13 protein-coding genes and 2 tRNA genes are annotated in these 14,317 nt (G+C 53.3%); 6 read left to right on the top strand and 9 right to left on the bottom strand.

The window, feature by feature from the left end; translation table 11 throughout:
- Nucleotides 1–42 precede the first annotated feature (42 nt).
- The gene (locus tag ABIE10_RS03605; protein ID WP_429154752.1) at nucleotides 43–1,518 is read right to left on the bottom strand and encodes a PLP-dependent aminotransferase family protein; all 1,476 of its coding nucleotides are present in this window, start codon (nucleotides 1,516–1,518) and stop codon (nucleotides 43–45) included.
- A gap of 106 nt (nucleotides 1,519–1,624) precedes the next feature.
- On the opposite strand from ABIE10_RS03605, the gene puuE reads away from it, so the two are divergent.
- The 4 genes from puuE (at nucleotide 1,625) to ABIE10_RS03585 (ending at nucleotide 5,858) form a co-directional block, all read left to right on the top strand.
- Nucleotides 1,625–2,887: a 4-aminobutyrate transaminase gene (puuE, locus tag ABIE10_RS03600; RefSeq protein ID WP_046274906.1), complete on the top strand. Its 1,263-nt coding sequence runs from the start codon at nucleotides 1,625–1,627 to the stop codon at nucleotides 2,885–2,887.
- A 175-nt stretch (nucleotides 2,888–3,062) separates the two neighbouring features.
- Nucleotides 3,063–4,118 (top strand): ABC transporter substrate-binding protein, encoded by a 1,056-nt coding sequence (locus ABIE10_RS03595; protein WP_047358855.1) that lies wholly within the window; start codon nucleotides 3,063–3,065, stop codon nucleotides 4,116–4,118.
- Entirely contained in the window at nucleotides 4,105–5,109 is a 1,005-nt protein-coding gene (locus tag ABIE10_RS03590; protein ID WP_235116771.1) for a FecCD family ABC transporter permease, read from the top strand. Before ABIE10_RS03595 ends, ABIE10_RS03590 begins: the two co-directional genes overlap by 14 nt.
- Nucleotides 5,106–5,858 (top strand): ABC transporter ATP-binding protein, encoded by a 753-nt coding sequence (locus tag ABIE10_RS03585; RefSeq protein WP_429154749.1) that lies wholly within the window; start codon nucleotides 5,106–5,108, stop codon nucleotides 5,856–5,858. The genes ABIE10_RS03590 and ABIE10_RS03585 overlap by 4 nt, the downstream gene beginning before the upstream one ends.
- Here the strand turns inward: ABIE10_RS03585 and ABIE10_RS03580 are convergent.
- The 6 genes from ABIE10_RS03580 to ABIE10_RS03555 all read right to left on the bottom strand — a co-directional run bounded on the left by ABIE10_RS03580 (nucleotide 5,827) and on the right by ABIE10_RS03555 (nucleotide 9,943).
- Nucleotides 5,827–6,567, bottom strand: a complete 741-nt coding sequence (locus ABIE10_RS03580; RefSeq protein ID WP_429154747.1) for a substrate-binding domain-containing protein — start codon at nucleotides 6,565–6,567, stop codon at nucleotides 5,827–5,829. The genes ABIE10_RS03585 and ABIE10_RS03580 overlap by 32 nt on opposite strands.
- A gap of 199 nt (nucleotides 6,568–6,766) precedes the next feature.
- A tRNA-Val gene (locus ABIE10_RS03575) sits at nucleotides 6,767–6,843 on the bottom strand.
- A gap of 4 nt (nucleotides 6,844–6,847) precedes the next feature.
- Nucleotides 6,848–6,924, bottom strand: a tRNA-Val gene (locus ABIE10_RS03570).
- A gap of 199 nt (nucleotides 6,925–7,123) precedes the next feature.
- Nucleotides 7,124–7,606, bottom strand: coding sequence for a glutathione peroxidase (locus tag ABIE10_RS03565; RefSeq protein WP_016152944.1), 483 nt, complete (start codon nucleotides 7,604–7,606; stop codon nucleotides 7,124–7,126).
- 267 nt (nucleotides 7,607–7,873) lie between these two features.
- Nucleotides 7,874–8,884, bottom strand: a complete 1,011-nt coding sequence (gene gap / locus ABIE10_RS03560; protein WP_047417734.1) for a type I glyceraldehyde-3-phosphate dehydrogenase — start codon at nucleotides 8,882–8,884, stop codon at nucleotides 7,874–7,876.
- A 78-nt stretch (nucleotides 8,885–8,962) separates the two neighbouring features.
- Nucleotides 8,963–9,943, bottom strand: coding sequence for a GlxA family transcriptional regulator (locus ABIE10_RS03555; protein ID WP_153690405.1), 981 nt, complete (start codon nucleotides 9,941–9,943; stop codon nucleotides 8,963–8,965).
- Between the two features lie 248 nt (nucleotides 9,944–10,191).
- On the opposite strand from ABIE10_RS03555, the gene ABIE10_RS03550 reads away from it, so the two are divergent.
- Complete coding sequence (locus tag ABIE10_RS03550; RefSeq protein WP_019076706.1) at nucleotides 10,192–10,662, top strand: GNAT family N-acetyltransferase; 471 nt, start codon at nucleotides 10,192–10,194, stop codon at nucleotides 10,660–10,662.
- A gap of 98 nt (nucleotides 10,663–10,760) precedes the next feature.
- On the opposite strand, the gene ABIE10_RS03545 is transcribed toward ABIE10_RS03550, so the two are convergent.
- Both ABIE10_RS03545 and ABIE10_RS03540 read right to left on the bottom strand, forming a co-directional pair.
- The gene (locus tag ABIE10_RS03545; RefSeq protein WP_429154743.1) at nucleotides 10,761–11,954 is read right to left on the bottom strand and encodes an MFS transporter; all 1,194 of its coding nucleotides are present in this window, start codon (nucleotides 11,952–11,954) and stop codon (nucleotides 10,761–10,763) included.
- 141 nt (nucleotides 11,955–12,095) lie between these two features.
- On the bottom strand, nucleotides 12,096–13,232 hold the full coding sequence (locus ABIE10_RS03540; protein ID WP_181634777.1) for an alpha/beta hydrolase: 1,137 nt from the start codon (nucleotides 13,230–13,232) through the stop codon (nucleotides 12,096–12,098).
- A gap of 172 nt (nucleotides 13,233–13,404) precedes the next feature.
- Here ABIE10_RS03540 and ABIE10_RS03535 point away from each other — a divergent pair, with 172 nt between their 5' ends.
- A complete protein-coding gene (locus ABIE10_RS03535; RefSeq protein WP_429154741.1) occupies nucleotides 13,405–14,295 on the top strand; it encodes a LysR family transcriptional regulator in 891 nt (296 codons plus the stop codon).
- Nucleotides 14,296–14,317: the final 22 nt, after the last annotated feature.

Raw genomic sequence — 14,317 nt, 5'->3', positions numbered from 1 at the left:
ATGTCGGATGGACAAGGTGCTTGCAGCGCCATCCGGCAGTGCTTAAACGGCGTTTACTCTGATAATACCCACCAGTCGGGTAAACGCCGACGCCATTTCATTCTCTTCGATACTGGCAAATCCCAGCAGCAGGCCGCTGCGTTTCTCTTCATTCACGTAATAGCGAGACAGCGGGCGCACCAGCAGCCCTTGCGCATTTGCCTGTTGGGCAATGAGAACGTCATCGCTCCCGACGGGCAACTGTAGAATCATATGCAACCCGGCGTTGCTGCTGAAGGAGCCAAGATACTGCTCGCCCAACTGGCGACTGATAAGCTCCACCAACGTCTGGCGGCGACGACTGTACAACTGGCGCATTTTACGAATGTGCGCCGCGTAGTAACCCTCGCGGATAAACTCCGCCAGCGCTGCCTGAATCAGCAAATGTCCACCACGATAGAGGTCGTTATGAACCTTCTTCAGCGGCGCGGCGAGCGGTTTGGGCAGTACCACATACCCGAGCCGCAGTGCGGGATAGAGTGTTTTACTGAATGTCCCGATATAGATGACCGGCGTCTCTTCTTCCAGTCCCTGCAATGATGGAATTGGCTGGCCGGAAAAGCGAAACTCGCTGTCGTAGTCATCTTCCACTATCCAGCTTCGCGTTTCACGTGCGCGAAAGAGAAGTGCCCGACGGCGGTTGAGGCTCATTACCGAACCGAGCGGATATTGATGTGACGGTGTCACAAAAATCAGCTTTAGCGCAGATTCGCCAGCCTCCGGCGGCACCATACCTTGTTCATCAACCGGGATCGCCGAAAAGTTAACCGCATTGATGCGCAGAATATTTTTGATTCCCCAGTAGCCCGGCTCCTCAATCCAGGCGTTATCCCCCGGGTTGCATAGCGTCCGGGTCACCAGATCCAGCGCCTGGTGAATACCTTCAGTAATCAGAATTTGCTCCGGTGAACACCGCACCCCGCGTGCGGTGCGCAGATAGTCTGCCAGCGCTTCTTTCAGCTCAGTCACGCCGCCTGCGGCATCGTAAGTGAGAAACTCCGGGCGCAACCGTCTCGCCAGCCGATCCTGAATTTTTTTGAGCACCCGGTGAGGGAAATGCTCCACATCAGGTACGCCTGGAATAAATGCGCCCCATTGACGAGGGCTGGCGCTGGCATGACCCAGCAGCTCAAGGCAGCGGGCAGATAAGCGGGTGTGATCCTCCAGTGTGGCGGCAACGGGCTCTTTGTGGGGACGCAGGTCAAGATTGTCCAGCACGCTGTCGGTGACAAATGTGCCGCTGCTGGTGCGCGCGGAAATATAACCTTCGGCCTGCAATTGCTCGTAAACCCGCAGGACGGTATTGCGCGATAGCGTCAGTTCGCCTGCCAGGTCACGCGACGGAGGCATTCGGGTAGCCGGTTTCAGGCTACCTTCGAGGATGCAACTGCAGATGGCGGCATACAGGCGACGATGCAGCTTTTCATCGGTCTGCTGGCTAAATGCCTGCTTGATCACATCTCCGGCAAGTGAACGCATTTGGATCCTTAAAATAAAACGATTTGGCTCTCGATTAAAGTACCAGATGGCGTCTAAATTTAAAGGGTAATTCAACCTAAATGTATTAATGGACAAGGTGTAGAGAATGAACAATAAAAACCTGCAACAACGTCGTCTGGATGCCACCCCGCGTGGCGTGGGTGTAATGTGTGATTTTTATGCCCAGTCAGCAGAAAACAGCACAATTACCGATATCGAAGGCAATCAGTACATCGATTTTGCCGCCGGGATTGCCGTGCTGAACACCGGACACCGTCATCCTCGCCTGGTGCAGGCAGTCGAAGCGCAACTGCAGGCTTTTACCCATACGGCTTATCAGATTGTCCCGTACGAAAGCTATGTGTCTTTGGCGGAGAAAATCAACGCCGTTGCGCCAATCGACGGCAAGCGCAAAACCACATTCTTCACCACCGGGGCTGAAGCGGTCGAAAATGCGGTGAAAATTGCGCGTGCACATACCGGCCGTCCTGGCGTTATTGCTTTTGGCGGCGGTTTTCATGGGCGTACCTACATGACGATGGCGTTAACCGGCAAGGTGGCGCCGTATAAAAAAGGGTTCGGCCCGTTCCCTGGCTCCGTCTACCACGCACCGTATCCTTGCGAGTTGCAGGGGATTTCTACGGCGGATTCCATCAAAGCGATTGAGCGCCTGTTTAAAGCCGATATCGATCCCACCCAGGTCGCAGCGATTATTTTCGAACCCGTCCAGGGCGAAGGGGGCTTCGTGGTGGCGCCGCCGGAGTTTGTGGCTGCCATCCGCCGTATTTGCGACGAGCATGGCATCGTGATGATCGCCGATGAGGTGCAAAGCGGGTTTGCCCGTACGGGCCAGTTGTTTGCGATGGACCATTACGCTGACAAAGCTGACCTGATGACTATGGCAAAAAGCCTTGCGGGCGGCATGCCGCTGTCTGGCGTCGTGGGCAAAGCTGAAATTATGGATGCGCCTGCGCCGGGTGGTCTGGGCGGAACCTACGCCGGAAACCCGCTGTCAATTGCGGCAGCTCATGCGGTGCTGGATATCATTCGTGATGAACAGCTGTGCCAGCGTGCGGCAGCTCTTGGCGAACAATTGCGCGCCACTCTGACTGACGCGCAAGCCGGGTGTCCTGAACTGGCCGAAGTGCGCGGCTTAGGCTCTATGATCGCCGCTGAATTCTGTGACGCAGCGACGGGAGAACCCAACGCAGCCGCCGCACAACGCGTGCAGAAGAAAGCCCTTGAGCAAGGATTACTGCTGCTGACCTGTGGTCAGTATGGCAACGTTATTCGTTTCCTTTATCCGCTGACGATCCCGCAGGATCAGTTCGCCAAAGCGCTCGATATCATTAAAGCGGCAACCAAATAATCTATTAGTCATCGTGTTACCCACAGCCGACGGTGGTCATCACCGTCGGCTTTTTTGTCGGCATAAATTGATCTTCCTCGTGTGTCGTGCGGTATTTATCGCGAATGGGTTGCCTGTTATATCGTTATGTAATTTAATACACATCGCTTTTACTCCGCTATCCAGATGGTATCCCATGTTAACTTTCCGCTCTTTTGTGCTGGTATGCGCCAGCATGTTGTTTGCGTTTTCTGCCCAGGCCGACCGTACGATCACCGACCAGCTTGGTCGTCAGGTCACGATTCCGGACCACGTCGACAAAGTGGTCGTGCTGCAACACCAGACGCTGAATATTCTGGTCCAGCTTAATGCTCAGCAGGACATTATTGGCGTGATGTCGAGCTGGAAAAAACAGCTCGGGCCTGAGTTTGCGCGCTTTATGCCGACAATTGCCACATTGCCGACGCCGGGCGATCTCACCAGCGTGAATATTGAAAGCCTACTGGCGATTCATCCACAGGTGGTTTTTGTCGCCAACTATGCGCCCGCGGAGATGATCCAGCAGATTCAGAACGCCGGTATTCCGGTCGTGGCAATCTCATTGCGCAAGGATGCAGCCGGGCAACAGAATAAAATGAACCCGACCATGGCCGATGAAGAGCAGGTCTACAACGAAGGGTTAAAGCAGGGGATTCGCCTGATTGCGGACGTCGTGGGGCGCAAACCGCAAGCTGAGACGTTGATCGACTACGTTTTTGCGGCGCGGGCAAAATTCAATGCGCCGGTCGCAAAAATCCCGGATGCGCAAAAAGTCCGTATTTATATGGCTAACCCCGACCTGATGACTTACGGCTCCGGGAAGTACACGGGACTCATGATGCAGCACGCGGGTGGGCTAAACGTGGCGGCTGCCAGTGTGAAAGGCGCCCGTCAGGTTGCGCTGGAACAGGTATTGGCGTGGAACCCGCAGGTAATTTTTGTTCAGGATCGCTACCCGCAGGTGGTAACGGAGATCCAAAACGATCCTAACTGGCAGGGGATTGATGCGGTAAAAAATCATCGCGTCTGGTTGATGCCTGAGTACGCCAAAGCCTGGGGCTATCCGATGCCAGAAGCGTTGGCGATTGGTGAGCTGTGGATGGCCAAAAAATTGTACCCGGACGCCTATAAAGACGTGGATGTTGATGCGCAGGCGCAAGACTACTATCAGCGTTTTTATGGTGTGAACTGGCAGCCTGATGCAGTTAAGTAAGCGCATTTTACTCCAGCAACCACTCTTAATCGCGACGGTCCTGTTGCTGGGCCTTGGTTCGTTGTGTCTCGGACAATATCCGCTGTCATTAAGCGAAGTCTTTTATCACCTGATGCACTATAGCGACGCTGAAGGGATTGCCGGTCAGGTTATCTGGACAGTCAGGCTACCGCGAATTCTGATGGCGCTGCTGGCGGGTGGGGCGTTGGGGTTATGTGGCGCGACGCTGCAAGGGGTATTTCATAATCCGCTGGTCGACCCGCATATTATTGGCGTGACGTCCGGGGCCGCTTTTGGCGGAACGCTGGCTATTCTGCTTGGCCTGTCGCCGTGGTTGATGATGGGTTCAACGTTTTTCTTCGGTCTGACGGCGCTGGTCCTGGTGTATGCCATTGCTGCGCTGCAGGGGCTGGAGAATACGCTGGTGCTGATCCTGTCGGGTATCATTTTGAGTGGTTTTTTTGCCGCGCTGGTGAGTCTGATTCAGTATCAGGCTGATACCGAAGAAACGTTACCCAATATCGTGTTCTGGCTGCTCGGCAGCTTTGCGACGGCTAACTGGCATAAAGTTCTGCTGTTGGCGATTCCAGTCGGTATCGCTGCGACAGTTTTGTACCAGCTACGCTGGCGGATAAACCTGTTATCACTCAATGATAAAGATGCCCGATCGCTAGGCGTCGCGGTGGTTCCTCTGCGACGCAGCGTTTTGCTGTGCTGCGCTTTTTTAGTCGCCGCTCAGGTAGCGGTCAGCGGCAGTATCGCCTGGGTTGGGTTGGTTATTCCGCATCTGGCGCGTTTGCTGGTGGGGGTTGATCATCGGCGTCTACTGCCGTGCGCCTTCTGGATGGGAGGCGGTTTTATGATTGTGGTGGATGATATTGCCCGTACCCTGATGCACGCGGAGATACCGCTTGGGATCATCACCGCAATATTCGGCGCGCCGCTGTTTGCTTTTTTACTCATCCGCTCCAGCCGCCGGGAGACATCATGAAACCTGCCGCATTGCGTGTAAACACGCTTGCCTATGGATATCGCACGCCGCTATTTGAGCCGCTTACATTCAGTTGCCAGAAAGGTGAGATCTGGGCTGTGCTGGGACGTAACGGCCTGGGTAAAAGTACGCTGCTCGATACGCTAACCGGCACGCTACCAGCTTTGGACGGCAGCATTGAAATTGACGGCGGGATAGGGATTGTGGCGCAGCATTGCCACCTGCCATTTCCTTATACGGTGAGCGACGTGGTGCTGATGGGGCGGGCACAGCACGTGAAGCTTTTTGCGCAACCCAGCCAGCAGGATCAACAAAGAGCGACCCAGGCGCTGGAGCAGTTAAATATTGCCCAGCTTGCTTCCCACTCGTTTAGCTCACTTTCCGGGGGTCAACAGCAACTGGTGATGATAGCCCGGGCGCTGGTGACGGAGTGTCAAACGCTGCTGCTTGATGAGCCGTGCTCCGCGCTGGATCTCGCCAATCAGCAGGTGGTGCTTCAGCTCATCAGCGATCTGGCCCATCTACAGGGATGCAGCATTCTTTTTTCGACCCACGATCCGCTGCATGCGTTACAAATAGCCACCCATACTTTGCTGCTGCTCCCCGAAGGAAAATGGCGGGCAGGGCCAACGGACAGCATTGTGACGGAAGAGAATCTGTTCCTGGCCTATGGCTTACTGCTGCGAAAACTCCGTGTAGAGAACCACCCGACGCCGTTTATCGCACCGCTGTTTTCTGTTCGTCGTTAAGAGGTAAGAACCCGGCGGCGGTAAGAAACGCCTGACCGCCGTTGGAGAGCATGAATTTAACCAGCGCCATCACCTCGTTGGATGCCTCGAGCACCGCCAGTTGGTATTCGCAGCGAATATTGTGCTCATCAGGGATAGCTACATAATGCACGTCGGGTTGGGCGCGCAGCGTATTCGCGTAATGCGCGTAGCCGATAAACAGATCGGCCAGTCCCTGGCGAAGGATCCAGGCGCTCGCCAGTTCACCAGACGGGATTTTCACCGTATCACGCCCACCAACCAGCGGGATGGCGCGCGCCCGAAGCTGTTGTCCGAGTCCTGGCTCCAGTACATCCATATTGTCGAAAAATGCCCAGGTATAGTCTCCGGAAGGGTCGCAGCCGGGCGTGGATGTACCTATTCGTAGCGTTGGGTCGCGGAGCAAATCCAGCCAGGCGCCGTTTCGGTTGCTGACCAGACTCAGTTGATTCCAACTAAAGGTTTGCGTGAGGACAGCTTTTTGCAAAACCAGCAGGCGTTGCGGGTGCTCCCGATTGGCTGAGGCAAAGAGCGCACACGGTTCACCGGCTTCAATACGCTCGCGTAATAAACCTGCCGGACCATATTCCACCTTCACGTCTATTCCGCTATGGCGCGAGAACTGGCTTATTAAAGGGGCAAATGCCAGGCGTAAACTGCCCGCGGCAAACAGAATAATGGAAGAGGGCATGGTATCCGATCTCTGACGAAAAAGGGTTTGCGAAGAGGATAAATGATACGCGCTGAGCATAGAGTTTAGAAGGCTTTGGCGCATCGCTTTGTGCCAGCATCATACGGAGTAATGATTAAGCTTAAGGCTACGAACAGGGGAATAAAAAGAAATTATGAGGTGTAACGAAGGGAAATAGCACCAAATCATAGAAATAATTTGGTGCGTCCGAGTGGACTCGAACCACCGACCCCCACCATGTCAAGGTGGTGCTCTAACCAACTGAGCTACGGACGCAAGATGGTGCGTTCAATTGGACTCGAACCAACGACCCCCACCATGTCAAGGTGGTGCTCTAACCAACTGAGCTATGAACGCAACGTTGTAGGTGACAACGGGGACGAATATTAGCGGCACAGACCGAATGAGGCAAGAGGGAAATAGCATTTTTCTTCCTGAACTCACGCGATTGCAGAGTAATTAAGCAAGTTGATTATATTTTGTTGATTTTGCTGCGTGTTTTTTATTCAGACAGTGAGCTTGGGCATAATGGGGACGGTTTGAATGACAGGTGCGCTCAGACTTTAAGCGCAGCAAGGATCGCGGTTTCTATTTTCTCAGGGGTAGTGAACGGCGCAAAACGCTTGAGCGGTTTGCCGTCACGCCCGATCAGGAACTTAGTGAAATTCCACTTGATACGCCCACCCAGCACGCCGGGTAATTCGTTTTTCAGGTAACGAAACACCGGATGCGTAGCCGCACCGTTGACTTCCACTTTCTCAAATATCGGGAAGCTCACACCGTAGTTGATGTGACAGGTTTGCGAGATTTCGTCGGCCCCGCCGGGCTCCTGATTACCGAACTGGTTGCAGGGGAAACCAAGCACCACCAGACCCTGCGCGGCGTACTTCTTGTAAAGCGCTTCGAGGCCTGCATATTGCGGCGTGAAGCCACAATGGCTAGCAGTATTGACCACCAGAACCAGTTTGCCAGCGTAGTCGGCCATAGAGACGGGCTCACCATGCAGACGGGTGGCTGTAAGTTGATAAAAGGTGATCATGCCGGAATCCTCAAATAAGATCGCATTACTCATTTTATTATGGTCGCAACTGTCTGATTAATAAACTGACCGTTGAAGTGCTGGCGATTTATTATTTTGTCGGGTTATCGCTAATGTTTTTAAACGCGTCACCCCAGCAGCATCGTTAGGTGACGACTAAAAATGGGGGGCGTGACGTTGTGCGCGATTGTCACTGCGACAAACACGTAACAGATATAAAAAAATCCACGCCTGGCGTGGATTTAGAGAGAGTGTGAGAGCAGGGGATTAACGTTCGTGCCTTGCCATTAGCAGTGCCAGGTCGACGAGGCGATTAGAGAATCCCCATTCGTTGTCGTACCACGCCAGAATTTTGACCATATTGCCGCCAATCACCAGCGTTGACAGGCCGTCGATGATGGATGAGCGCGGGTCACCCTGGTAATCGCTTGAGACAAGCGGTTCATCGCTGTAGCCGAGGATCCCTTTCAGTGGCCCTGTCGCGGCGGCGTCACGAAACGCATTATTGACCTCCTCTGCTGTAACATCCCGCTCAAGCGTTACGGTCAGGTCGACAATGGACACCACCGGAACCGGTACGCGCAGCGAGTAACCGGTTAAGCGACCATCCAGCTCCGGGATGACTTTGCCAAGCGCCTTCGCGGCACCGCTGGAGTAGGGGACAATCGACAATGCAGCGGCGCGGGCACCACGAAGATCTTTTTCCGGCTGGTCGTGCAGCGCCTGGCTGTTGGTATAGGCGTGGGTGGTATTCATCAAACCATGCTTAATGCCGAAATGTTGGTGCAAAACCTGTGCGGCAGGTGCCAGACCGTTAGTGGTGCAGCTACCGTTGCTGACGACAAAGTGTTTATCCGCGGAGTAGAGGTGATCGTTAACGCCCATCACGATGGTTAAATCATCGTTCTTACCGGGGGCGGAGATAATCACTCGTTTTGCGCCACCGCTGTGGATATGCACCGCCGCCTTGTCACGTTCAGTGAAGAAGCCGGTTGCTTCAATGACAATATCGACTTCACGCTGACGCCATGGGATGTTGGCTGGGTCGCGTTCGCTGAACACGGTAATGGATTTACCGTTAACCACCAACTGCCCCTCACCGGCGGTGACGTCGGCGTCGAGTTTACCGAGCAGCGAGTCGTATTTCAGCAGATGCGCCAGCGTTTTACTGTCTGTCAGATCGTTGATTGCCACGATCTGAATCTCCGGGTTACCCAGTGCAGCACGCAGTACGTTACGTCCGATACGGCCAAAACCGTTAATACCGACCTTTACCATGATGAACTCCTTATCTGTTGTCTCTGGAGTCAATTTAGGCCGGTCACGAGTTGGCGTAAATGACAAATAAGGATCACTTTACGCCATTTTACGACAGTGAAAGCGCTGACGATATTCACCAGGCGTCAGGTGAAGCTGTTTTTCAAACAGCCGTCGCAGGTTAATGCTGCTACCAAATCCTGTTTGTTCGGCGATACGCTCCAGCGTCTCGTTGGTCTGCTCCAGACGCTGTCGTGCAGCGGCCAGACGAGCTTCGGCCACGTAGCGTGCCGGTGATGCGCCAGTTTCTCGGGTAAACACGCGGGTGAAATTACGTGGGCTCATGGCGACTTTTTCCGCCAGTTTATCCACACTGAGATCGGCGGTGAGGTTCTCAAGCAGCCAGGCGAGCAGATCGTTAATCGGGCCCAGGGTACTGGTCTGCTGAAGGTTGTAGCGGCTAAACTGGAGTTGTCCCCCGGGACGGCGCAGGTACATGACGAAATCCTGAGCGACGTCGCGCGCCAGACTGAAGCCGTAATCCTCTTCAACTAACGCTAACGTCAGGTCAAAGCCGGAACTGACGCCACCTGATGTCCAGATGTGTTCGTCCTGGATATAGAGCGGACCGCTTTCGACGCGCACCTTTGGGAATTCTGCCTGCATGGTTTCCAGTAGCTTCCAGTGGGTGGTGGCTCGTCTGCCGTCCAGCAGCCCGGTTTCTGCCAGCAGCATCGCGCCGCCGCAAATGGATGCAATGCGGCGGGCGTGGGGAGCGGCAAGGCGTAGCCAGTCAACCACTGCAATTCCTTCCTGCGGGTTTTGACCTCTGCCAGTGATGATGATGGTATCGAGAGGTTCGCGAGGGTCTATCTCATGCAGGCGGTGATCTGCCAGTAAATTTAGGCCGGACTGACCATGGATCACCTGATGCGGTTGCGTTGTCGCTAACTGAACCTGGTAACACGTCTTCGTAGCGCCTTTGGGATGCAGGCGGTTGGCCTGCATCAGAATGTCGGCAATACCGGCGGACTCAAACAGCATACCGCCATCGGGAACAATAATGAGTATCTTCTTCATGTCCTGAAAAGTAATCTTTTTACACAATAAGTCAATATTACATACTCAACTGGAAAAAGCCTTACCCGTGGCGTAGCGACATTACCGCCACAGGCCGATGGTTTGATGTTGACTCAATGGCGTTGCCTGAGCATCTCCCTTGATTAAGAATAGCGTTGCATTGACCCATTAAACTCACCGCGAGGAGCTGACGCTCCGCTGCACCAAAAATGGACTTGTTCTACAAGTCACTCTCCTGACGAGGTCTTATGAAAATCAGAAGGTTTAGTAATGGAGATGAAATTTCGTTGTTCAGCGTCTTTTTATCTTCTGTACATACCCTCGCATCACACTATTACACACAGGAACAAATAGATGCGTGGGCCCCAACGGATATCGACCCGGAACAATGGGCCAATCACATGAAGGAATTACGCCCCTTTGTTGTTGAAGTGGATGGTGAAATAGCTGGATATGCAGATGTTCAGCCAAATGGGTACATTGACCATTTCTTTGTCTCGGGAACCTACCCGAGACAGGGAGTAGGGACACTACTGATGAATCGCATTCATGAAGAAGCCAGACAACGTGGAATTGGCGAACTGACTTCAAATGTCAGTAAGGCTGCGGAGGCGTTCTTTCTACGACACGGTTTTCATGTTGTGGAACGTGGGTTTCCTGCCTGTCGCGGAGTGACATTACAAAATGCACTGATGCGAAAATATTTGGTGAAAAAATAGAAGATAACTGGGCTAATGGTCCGCGATCAGCGAGGGCGGACACTCGGCTCTCTGCCGTATGCCATGACAGAGAGCACGCCAGAAATGAATGGATAGTTCTAGTTTGCTTTGCTGTTTTGACGGGATGTGACAATCGTCATTGCTGCCGCCGCCAGAAGTAAGAAACCACTCAAGCCAAAAGTACTGCGCCATCCCAGAGTGTCGAATACCAACCCACCTGCCGTTGAACCCAGTGCAATCGATAGCTGGATCACCGCAACCATTAAGCCACCACCCGCCTCTGCATCTTCGGGTAGTGCCCGCGCTATCCATGTCCACCATCCCGTTGGCGCAGCCGTTGCTAGTAGTCCCCACAGGCTGAGCAATACGGCAACAGCCCAGATGCTGTGTCCAACCAGCAGTAACGCCCCGGCAGTCACTGCCATAAGCAGGGGGATCATGATTAAAGTCTGATAAAAACTTGTGTTCAGGAATATTGATACGGCCAGTGTGCCGACAAAACCCGCCACGCCTATTGCGAGCAAAATCAGAGAGAGACCAGAAGGGCCTACGCGGGTTACGGTTTCAAGAAAGGGGCGCACGTAGGTAAATAAGGCAAACTGCCCCATGAAGAAGAGCCCGCAGGCCAGGAGTCCCGCAGGGACAATGGTGATGCGGAACAGACGAAGCATAGATCTCTGGGATTTTTGTTTTTTATCGTTTTCCATCGATGGCAGGCTGACCCACTGCCAGATGAACGCGGCTATAGCCAGGGGAACGAGGCATAAAAAAGCCCCTCGCCAGCCCACGGTCGTCCCCAGATAGCTGCCAAGCGGTGCCGCTACAACGGTAGCCAGCGCGTTCCCACCGTTAAAAATCGCCAGCGCGCGGGGAACCTGATGCTGCGGAACGAGCCGAATGGCGGTTGCAGCAGACATGGACCAGAATCCACCAATGACCACCCCAAGCAGGGCCCTCCCCAGGATATAAACCGGATAGCTGGGTGCCAGGGCGACGACTATCCCCGATATGGCCATTAAAACCGTCAGCCCCTGCAGGAGATGTTTTCGGTTCAGATCTCCGGCAATATGGGAGATAGTCAGGCTGGTAATGACCGCCAGCGCGCCAGAGATTGCAATTCCCTGGCCAGCCAGCCCTTCGGTAATGTGTAAATCACTGGCAATAAGCGTAAGCAGGCTGACCGGCATAAACTCGGAAGCGATCAGCACAAACACGCACAGCGTCATGGCAAACACGCCCCCCCAATGCGCATGCTTTTTTTCGTAATGTGGTTTTAGTCTTACTGTGGACATTATCAGATCTCTTAATATCGAATCGGCCTGGTTCAGGCGCAGTCCGGACAGACGTCATTCAGGAAATCACGTCAAAACATGGATGAAAATGATCTACAGGCGTTTTACAGCCGCCTGTAAATATCAGGCGGCTTGGAGCGGTTATCTTAGGTTGGTATTGAAAAACTGCTCAAATTTAGCAAACGGAATCTTACCCGCAACGTTGTCGTACAGATCAACATGATTTGCCCCCGGGACAATCACCAGCTCTTTCTCATTGCTGCCGATCGCCCTAAAGGCATCTTCAGCAAAATAGCGTGAATGGGCTTTTTCGCCGGTCACGATAAGCGTGGGGATAGTGACTTCATTGGCGTAGCTCAGCAGCGGCATATTCATAAATGACAGCGGCATCGTCGCATTCCAGGCCCCAGTTGAGTTGACCGAACGCGCATGGAAACCACGCGGCATGCGATAATAATCAAAGAATTCTTTCAGAACCGGATTGGGATTTGCGGGTAACGTTTCTGGCAGAATACGTTTCGACGTACTGACGTCCCCCTTTTCATCAACATAAATGTCATGCCCGCCGGGCGCGAAAGCTCCGTTCTTCGCATCTTCCCAGCGCTGTGCGTTCAGATACTGTAATACGGCGCGACGATCCGCAGTGGTATAACGGTCTTTACCATCACCTACGCCATGCCCCATCGCACGGCTCATGTCATACATCACACTGGTCGCCACCGCTTTCACGCGGGTATCCATCGCGGCGTCGTTTAAGGCCATCCCTCCCCATCCGCAGATACCCAGTAATCCTATACGATTTCGATCAACCTCATTTTGCAGGCCAAGGAAATCAACAGCCGCGCTGAAATCCTCGGTGTTGATATCCGGAGAGGCAACGTTACGCGGATAGCCACCGCTTTCCCCCGTATATGAAGGGTCAAAAGCCAGGGTAACAAATCCCTGCTCAGCCAACGTCTGCGCATACAGACCGCTGGACTGCTCTTTCACCGCGCCGAAAGGCCCGCTGATGGCAATGGCCGCCAGTTTGCGCTCGCCGCGATCCTTTGGAATGTAGAGATCACCGACCAGGGTGATCCCGAAGCGGTTCTGAAAGGTCACTTTACGGTGATTAATTTTCGTACTTTTAGCGAAGGTTTTATCCCATGTCTCGACCAGTGAAACTGGCGCGTTCGGATTGGTTGTATTGGCATAACTCATCGTTGTAACTCCACTTAATGATGCGCAGAGCAGCATGGCTGGTATCGCGGCTGTCAGTTTTTTGGTGAAGGCAGTCATCAAAATCCCCTCATAAAACGTGATAGATACAGGTTTCATACGGACAACACTGCTGTGCTTTGTTGCAATGCGAGCATTATAGTGAGCAGTAATAGTGCTTATTAGAGGGGTAAAATTGCTAGAATTAATACCATATTGTTCTAAATGGTGATGCGATAGCGAGGGAAACGTGATGGCGAAACGGGAAAACTATAATGATTTATACCTGTTCATGCAGGTGGTGCGGGAAGGGAGTTTTACCGCTGCGGCGCAACGACTCGGCCTGGCACAATCAGGTATAAGCCGTTCCGTACGCGAACTTGAAGAAAGACTGGGCGTTCAGCTTCTGGCTCGCACTACGCGTAGGCTATCGCTCACCCATGCCGGCGAACAACTCTACCGGACTATTGAGTCAGGATTCGACGCTTTAGATATGGGGCTTGCCACGCTGGCCCATTATCGCCAGTCCCCGTCAGGTACGGTACGGATTAATGCCAGTCAGCACGCTATTGATAAACTGCTCCTGCCAAAGCTTGCGGTGTTTAAGCAACGCTATCCTGACATCCGGCTGGAACTCATTAGCGAAAGTCGGTTTGTCGATATTATTGCGGAAAGATTCGATGCCGGTGTACGTCTCGGACCGGAAGTTGGCGGTGGCATGATAGCGGTCCGTATTTCCCCCGACATGGAGATGGCCATTGTTGGTACGCCAGAACACTTTCGCCGCTATGGCTTTCCACAAGTCCCGGCAGATTTGGCGGTTCATCCCTGCATCGCTTATCAATATGGCGATGGAAGCCTCTATACATGGGAGCTTCAACAGGATGGTAAAAAAATAACGCATCAGCCGCAGGGACAATGGGCTTTTGCTGACAGTTATATGGAAGCCAAAGCCGCCAGACTGGGGCTGGGGCTGGCTTATGTTCCGGAAGAACTGGTGTCCGATGATTTAGAAGAGGGGTCGCTCATCAGAGTTTTACAACGCTACAGTCAACGCCTGGAAGGCTCATTTCTCTATTATCCGCACCGCAATGTGTCTCCCGCTCTGCGAGCAGTTATCGATACACTGAGAATTTATGAATGAAGGCCAGGCTGCACAAGTGTCA

It is taken from the genome of Citrobacter sp. 506, from assembly GCF_050434985.1.
GTDB classification, from domain to species: Bacteria; Pseudomonadota; Gammaproteobacteria; order Enterobacterales; family Enterobacteriaceae; genus Citrobacter; species Citrobacter braakii.
This window is presented reverse-complemented; position numbering and strand designations above follow the sequence as displayed.

Excerpts from the sequence above, each read along its gene's own strand:
- ABIE10_RS03605 (WP_429154752.1), bottom strand. The coding sequence starts at position 1,518 with ATGCGTTCACTTGCCGGAGATGTGATCAAGCAGGCATTTAGCCAGCAG.
- puuE (WP_046274906.1), top strand. The coding sequence starts at position 1,625 with ATGAACAATAAAAACCTGCAACAACGTCGTCTGGATGCCACCCCGCGT.
- ABIE10_RS03595 (WP_047358855.1), top strand. The coding sequence starts at position 3,063 with ATGTTAACTTTCCGCTCTTTTGTGCTGGTATGCGCCAGCATGTTGTTT.
- ABIE10_RS03590 (WP_235116771.1), top strand. The coding sequence starts at position 4,105 with ATGCAGTTAAGTAAGCGCATTTTACTCCAGCAACCACTCTTAATCGCG.
- ABIE10_RS03585 (WP_429154749.1), top strand. The coding sequence starts at position 5,106 with ATGAAACCTGCCGCATTGCGTGTAAACACGCTTGCCTATGGATATCGC.
- ABIE10_RS03580 (WP_429154747.1), bottom strand. The coding sequence starts at position 6,567 with ATGCCCTCTTCCATTATTCTGTTTGCCGCGGGCAGTTTACGCCTGGCA.
- ABIE10_RS03565 (WP_016152944.1), bottom strand. The coding sequence starts at position 7,606 with ATGATCACCTTTTATCAACTTACAGCCACCCGTCTGCATGGTGAGCCC.
- gap (WP_047417734.1), bottom strand. The coding sequence starts at position 8,884 with ATGGTAAAGGTCGGTATTAACGGTTTTGGCCGTATCGGACGTAACGTA.
- ABIE10_RS03555 (WP_153690405.1), bottom strand. The coding sequence starts at position 9,943 with ATGAAGAAGATACTCATTATTGTTCCCGATGGCGGTATGCTGTTTGAG.
- ABIE10_RS03550 (WP_019076706.1), top strand. The coding sequence starts at position 10,192 with ATGAAAATCAGAAGGTTTAGTAATGGAGATGAAATTTCGTTGTTCAGC.
- ABIE10_RS03545 (WP_429154743.1), bottom strand. The coding sequence starts at position 11,954 with ATGTCCACAGTAAGACTAAAACCACATTACGAAAAAAAGCATGCGCAT.
- ABIE10_RS03540 (WP_181634777.1), bottom strand. The coding sequence starts at position 13,232 with ATGACTGCCTTCACCAAAAAACTGACAGCCGCGATACCAGCCATGCTG.
- ABIE10_RS03535 (WP_429154741.1), top strand. The coding sequence starts at position 13,405 with ATGGCGAAACGGGAAAACTATAATGATTTATACCTGTTCATGCAGGTG.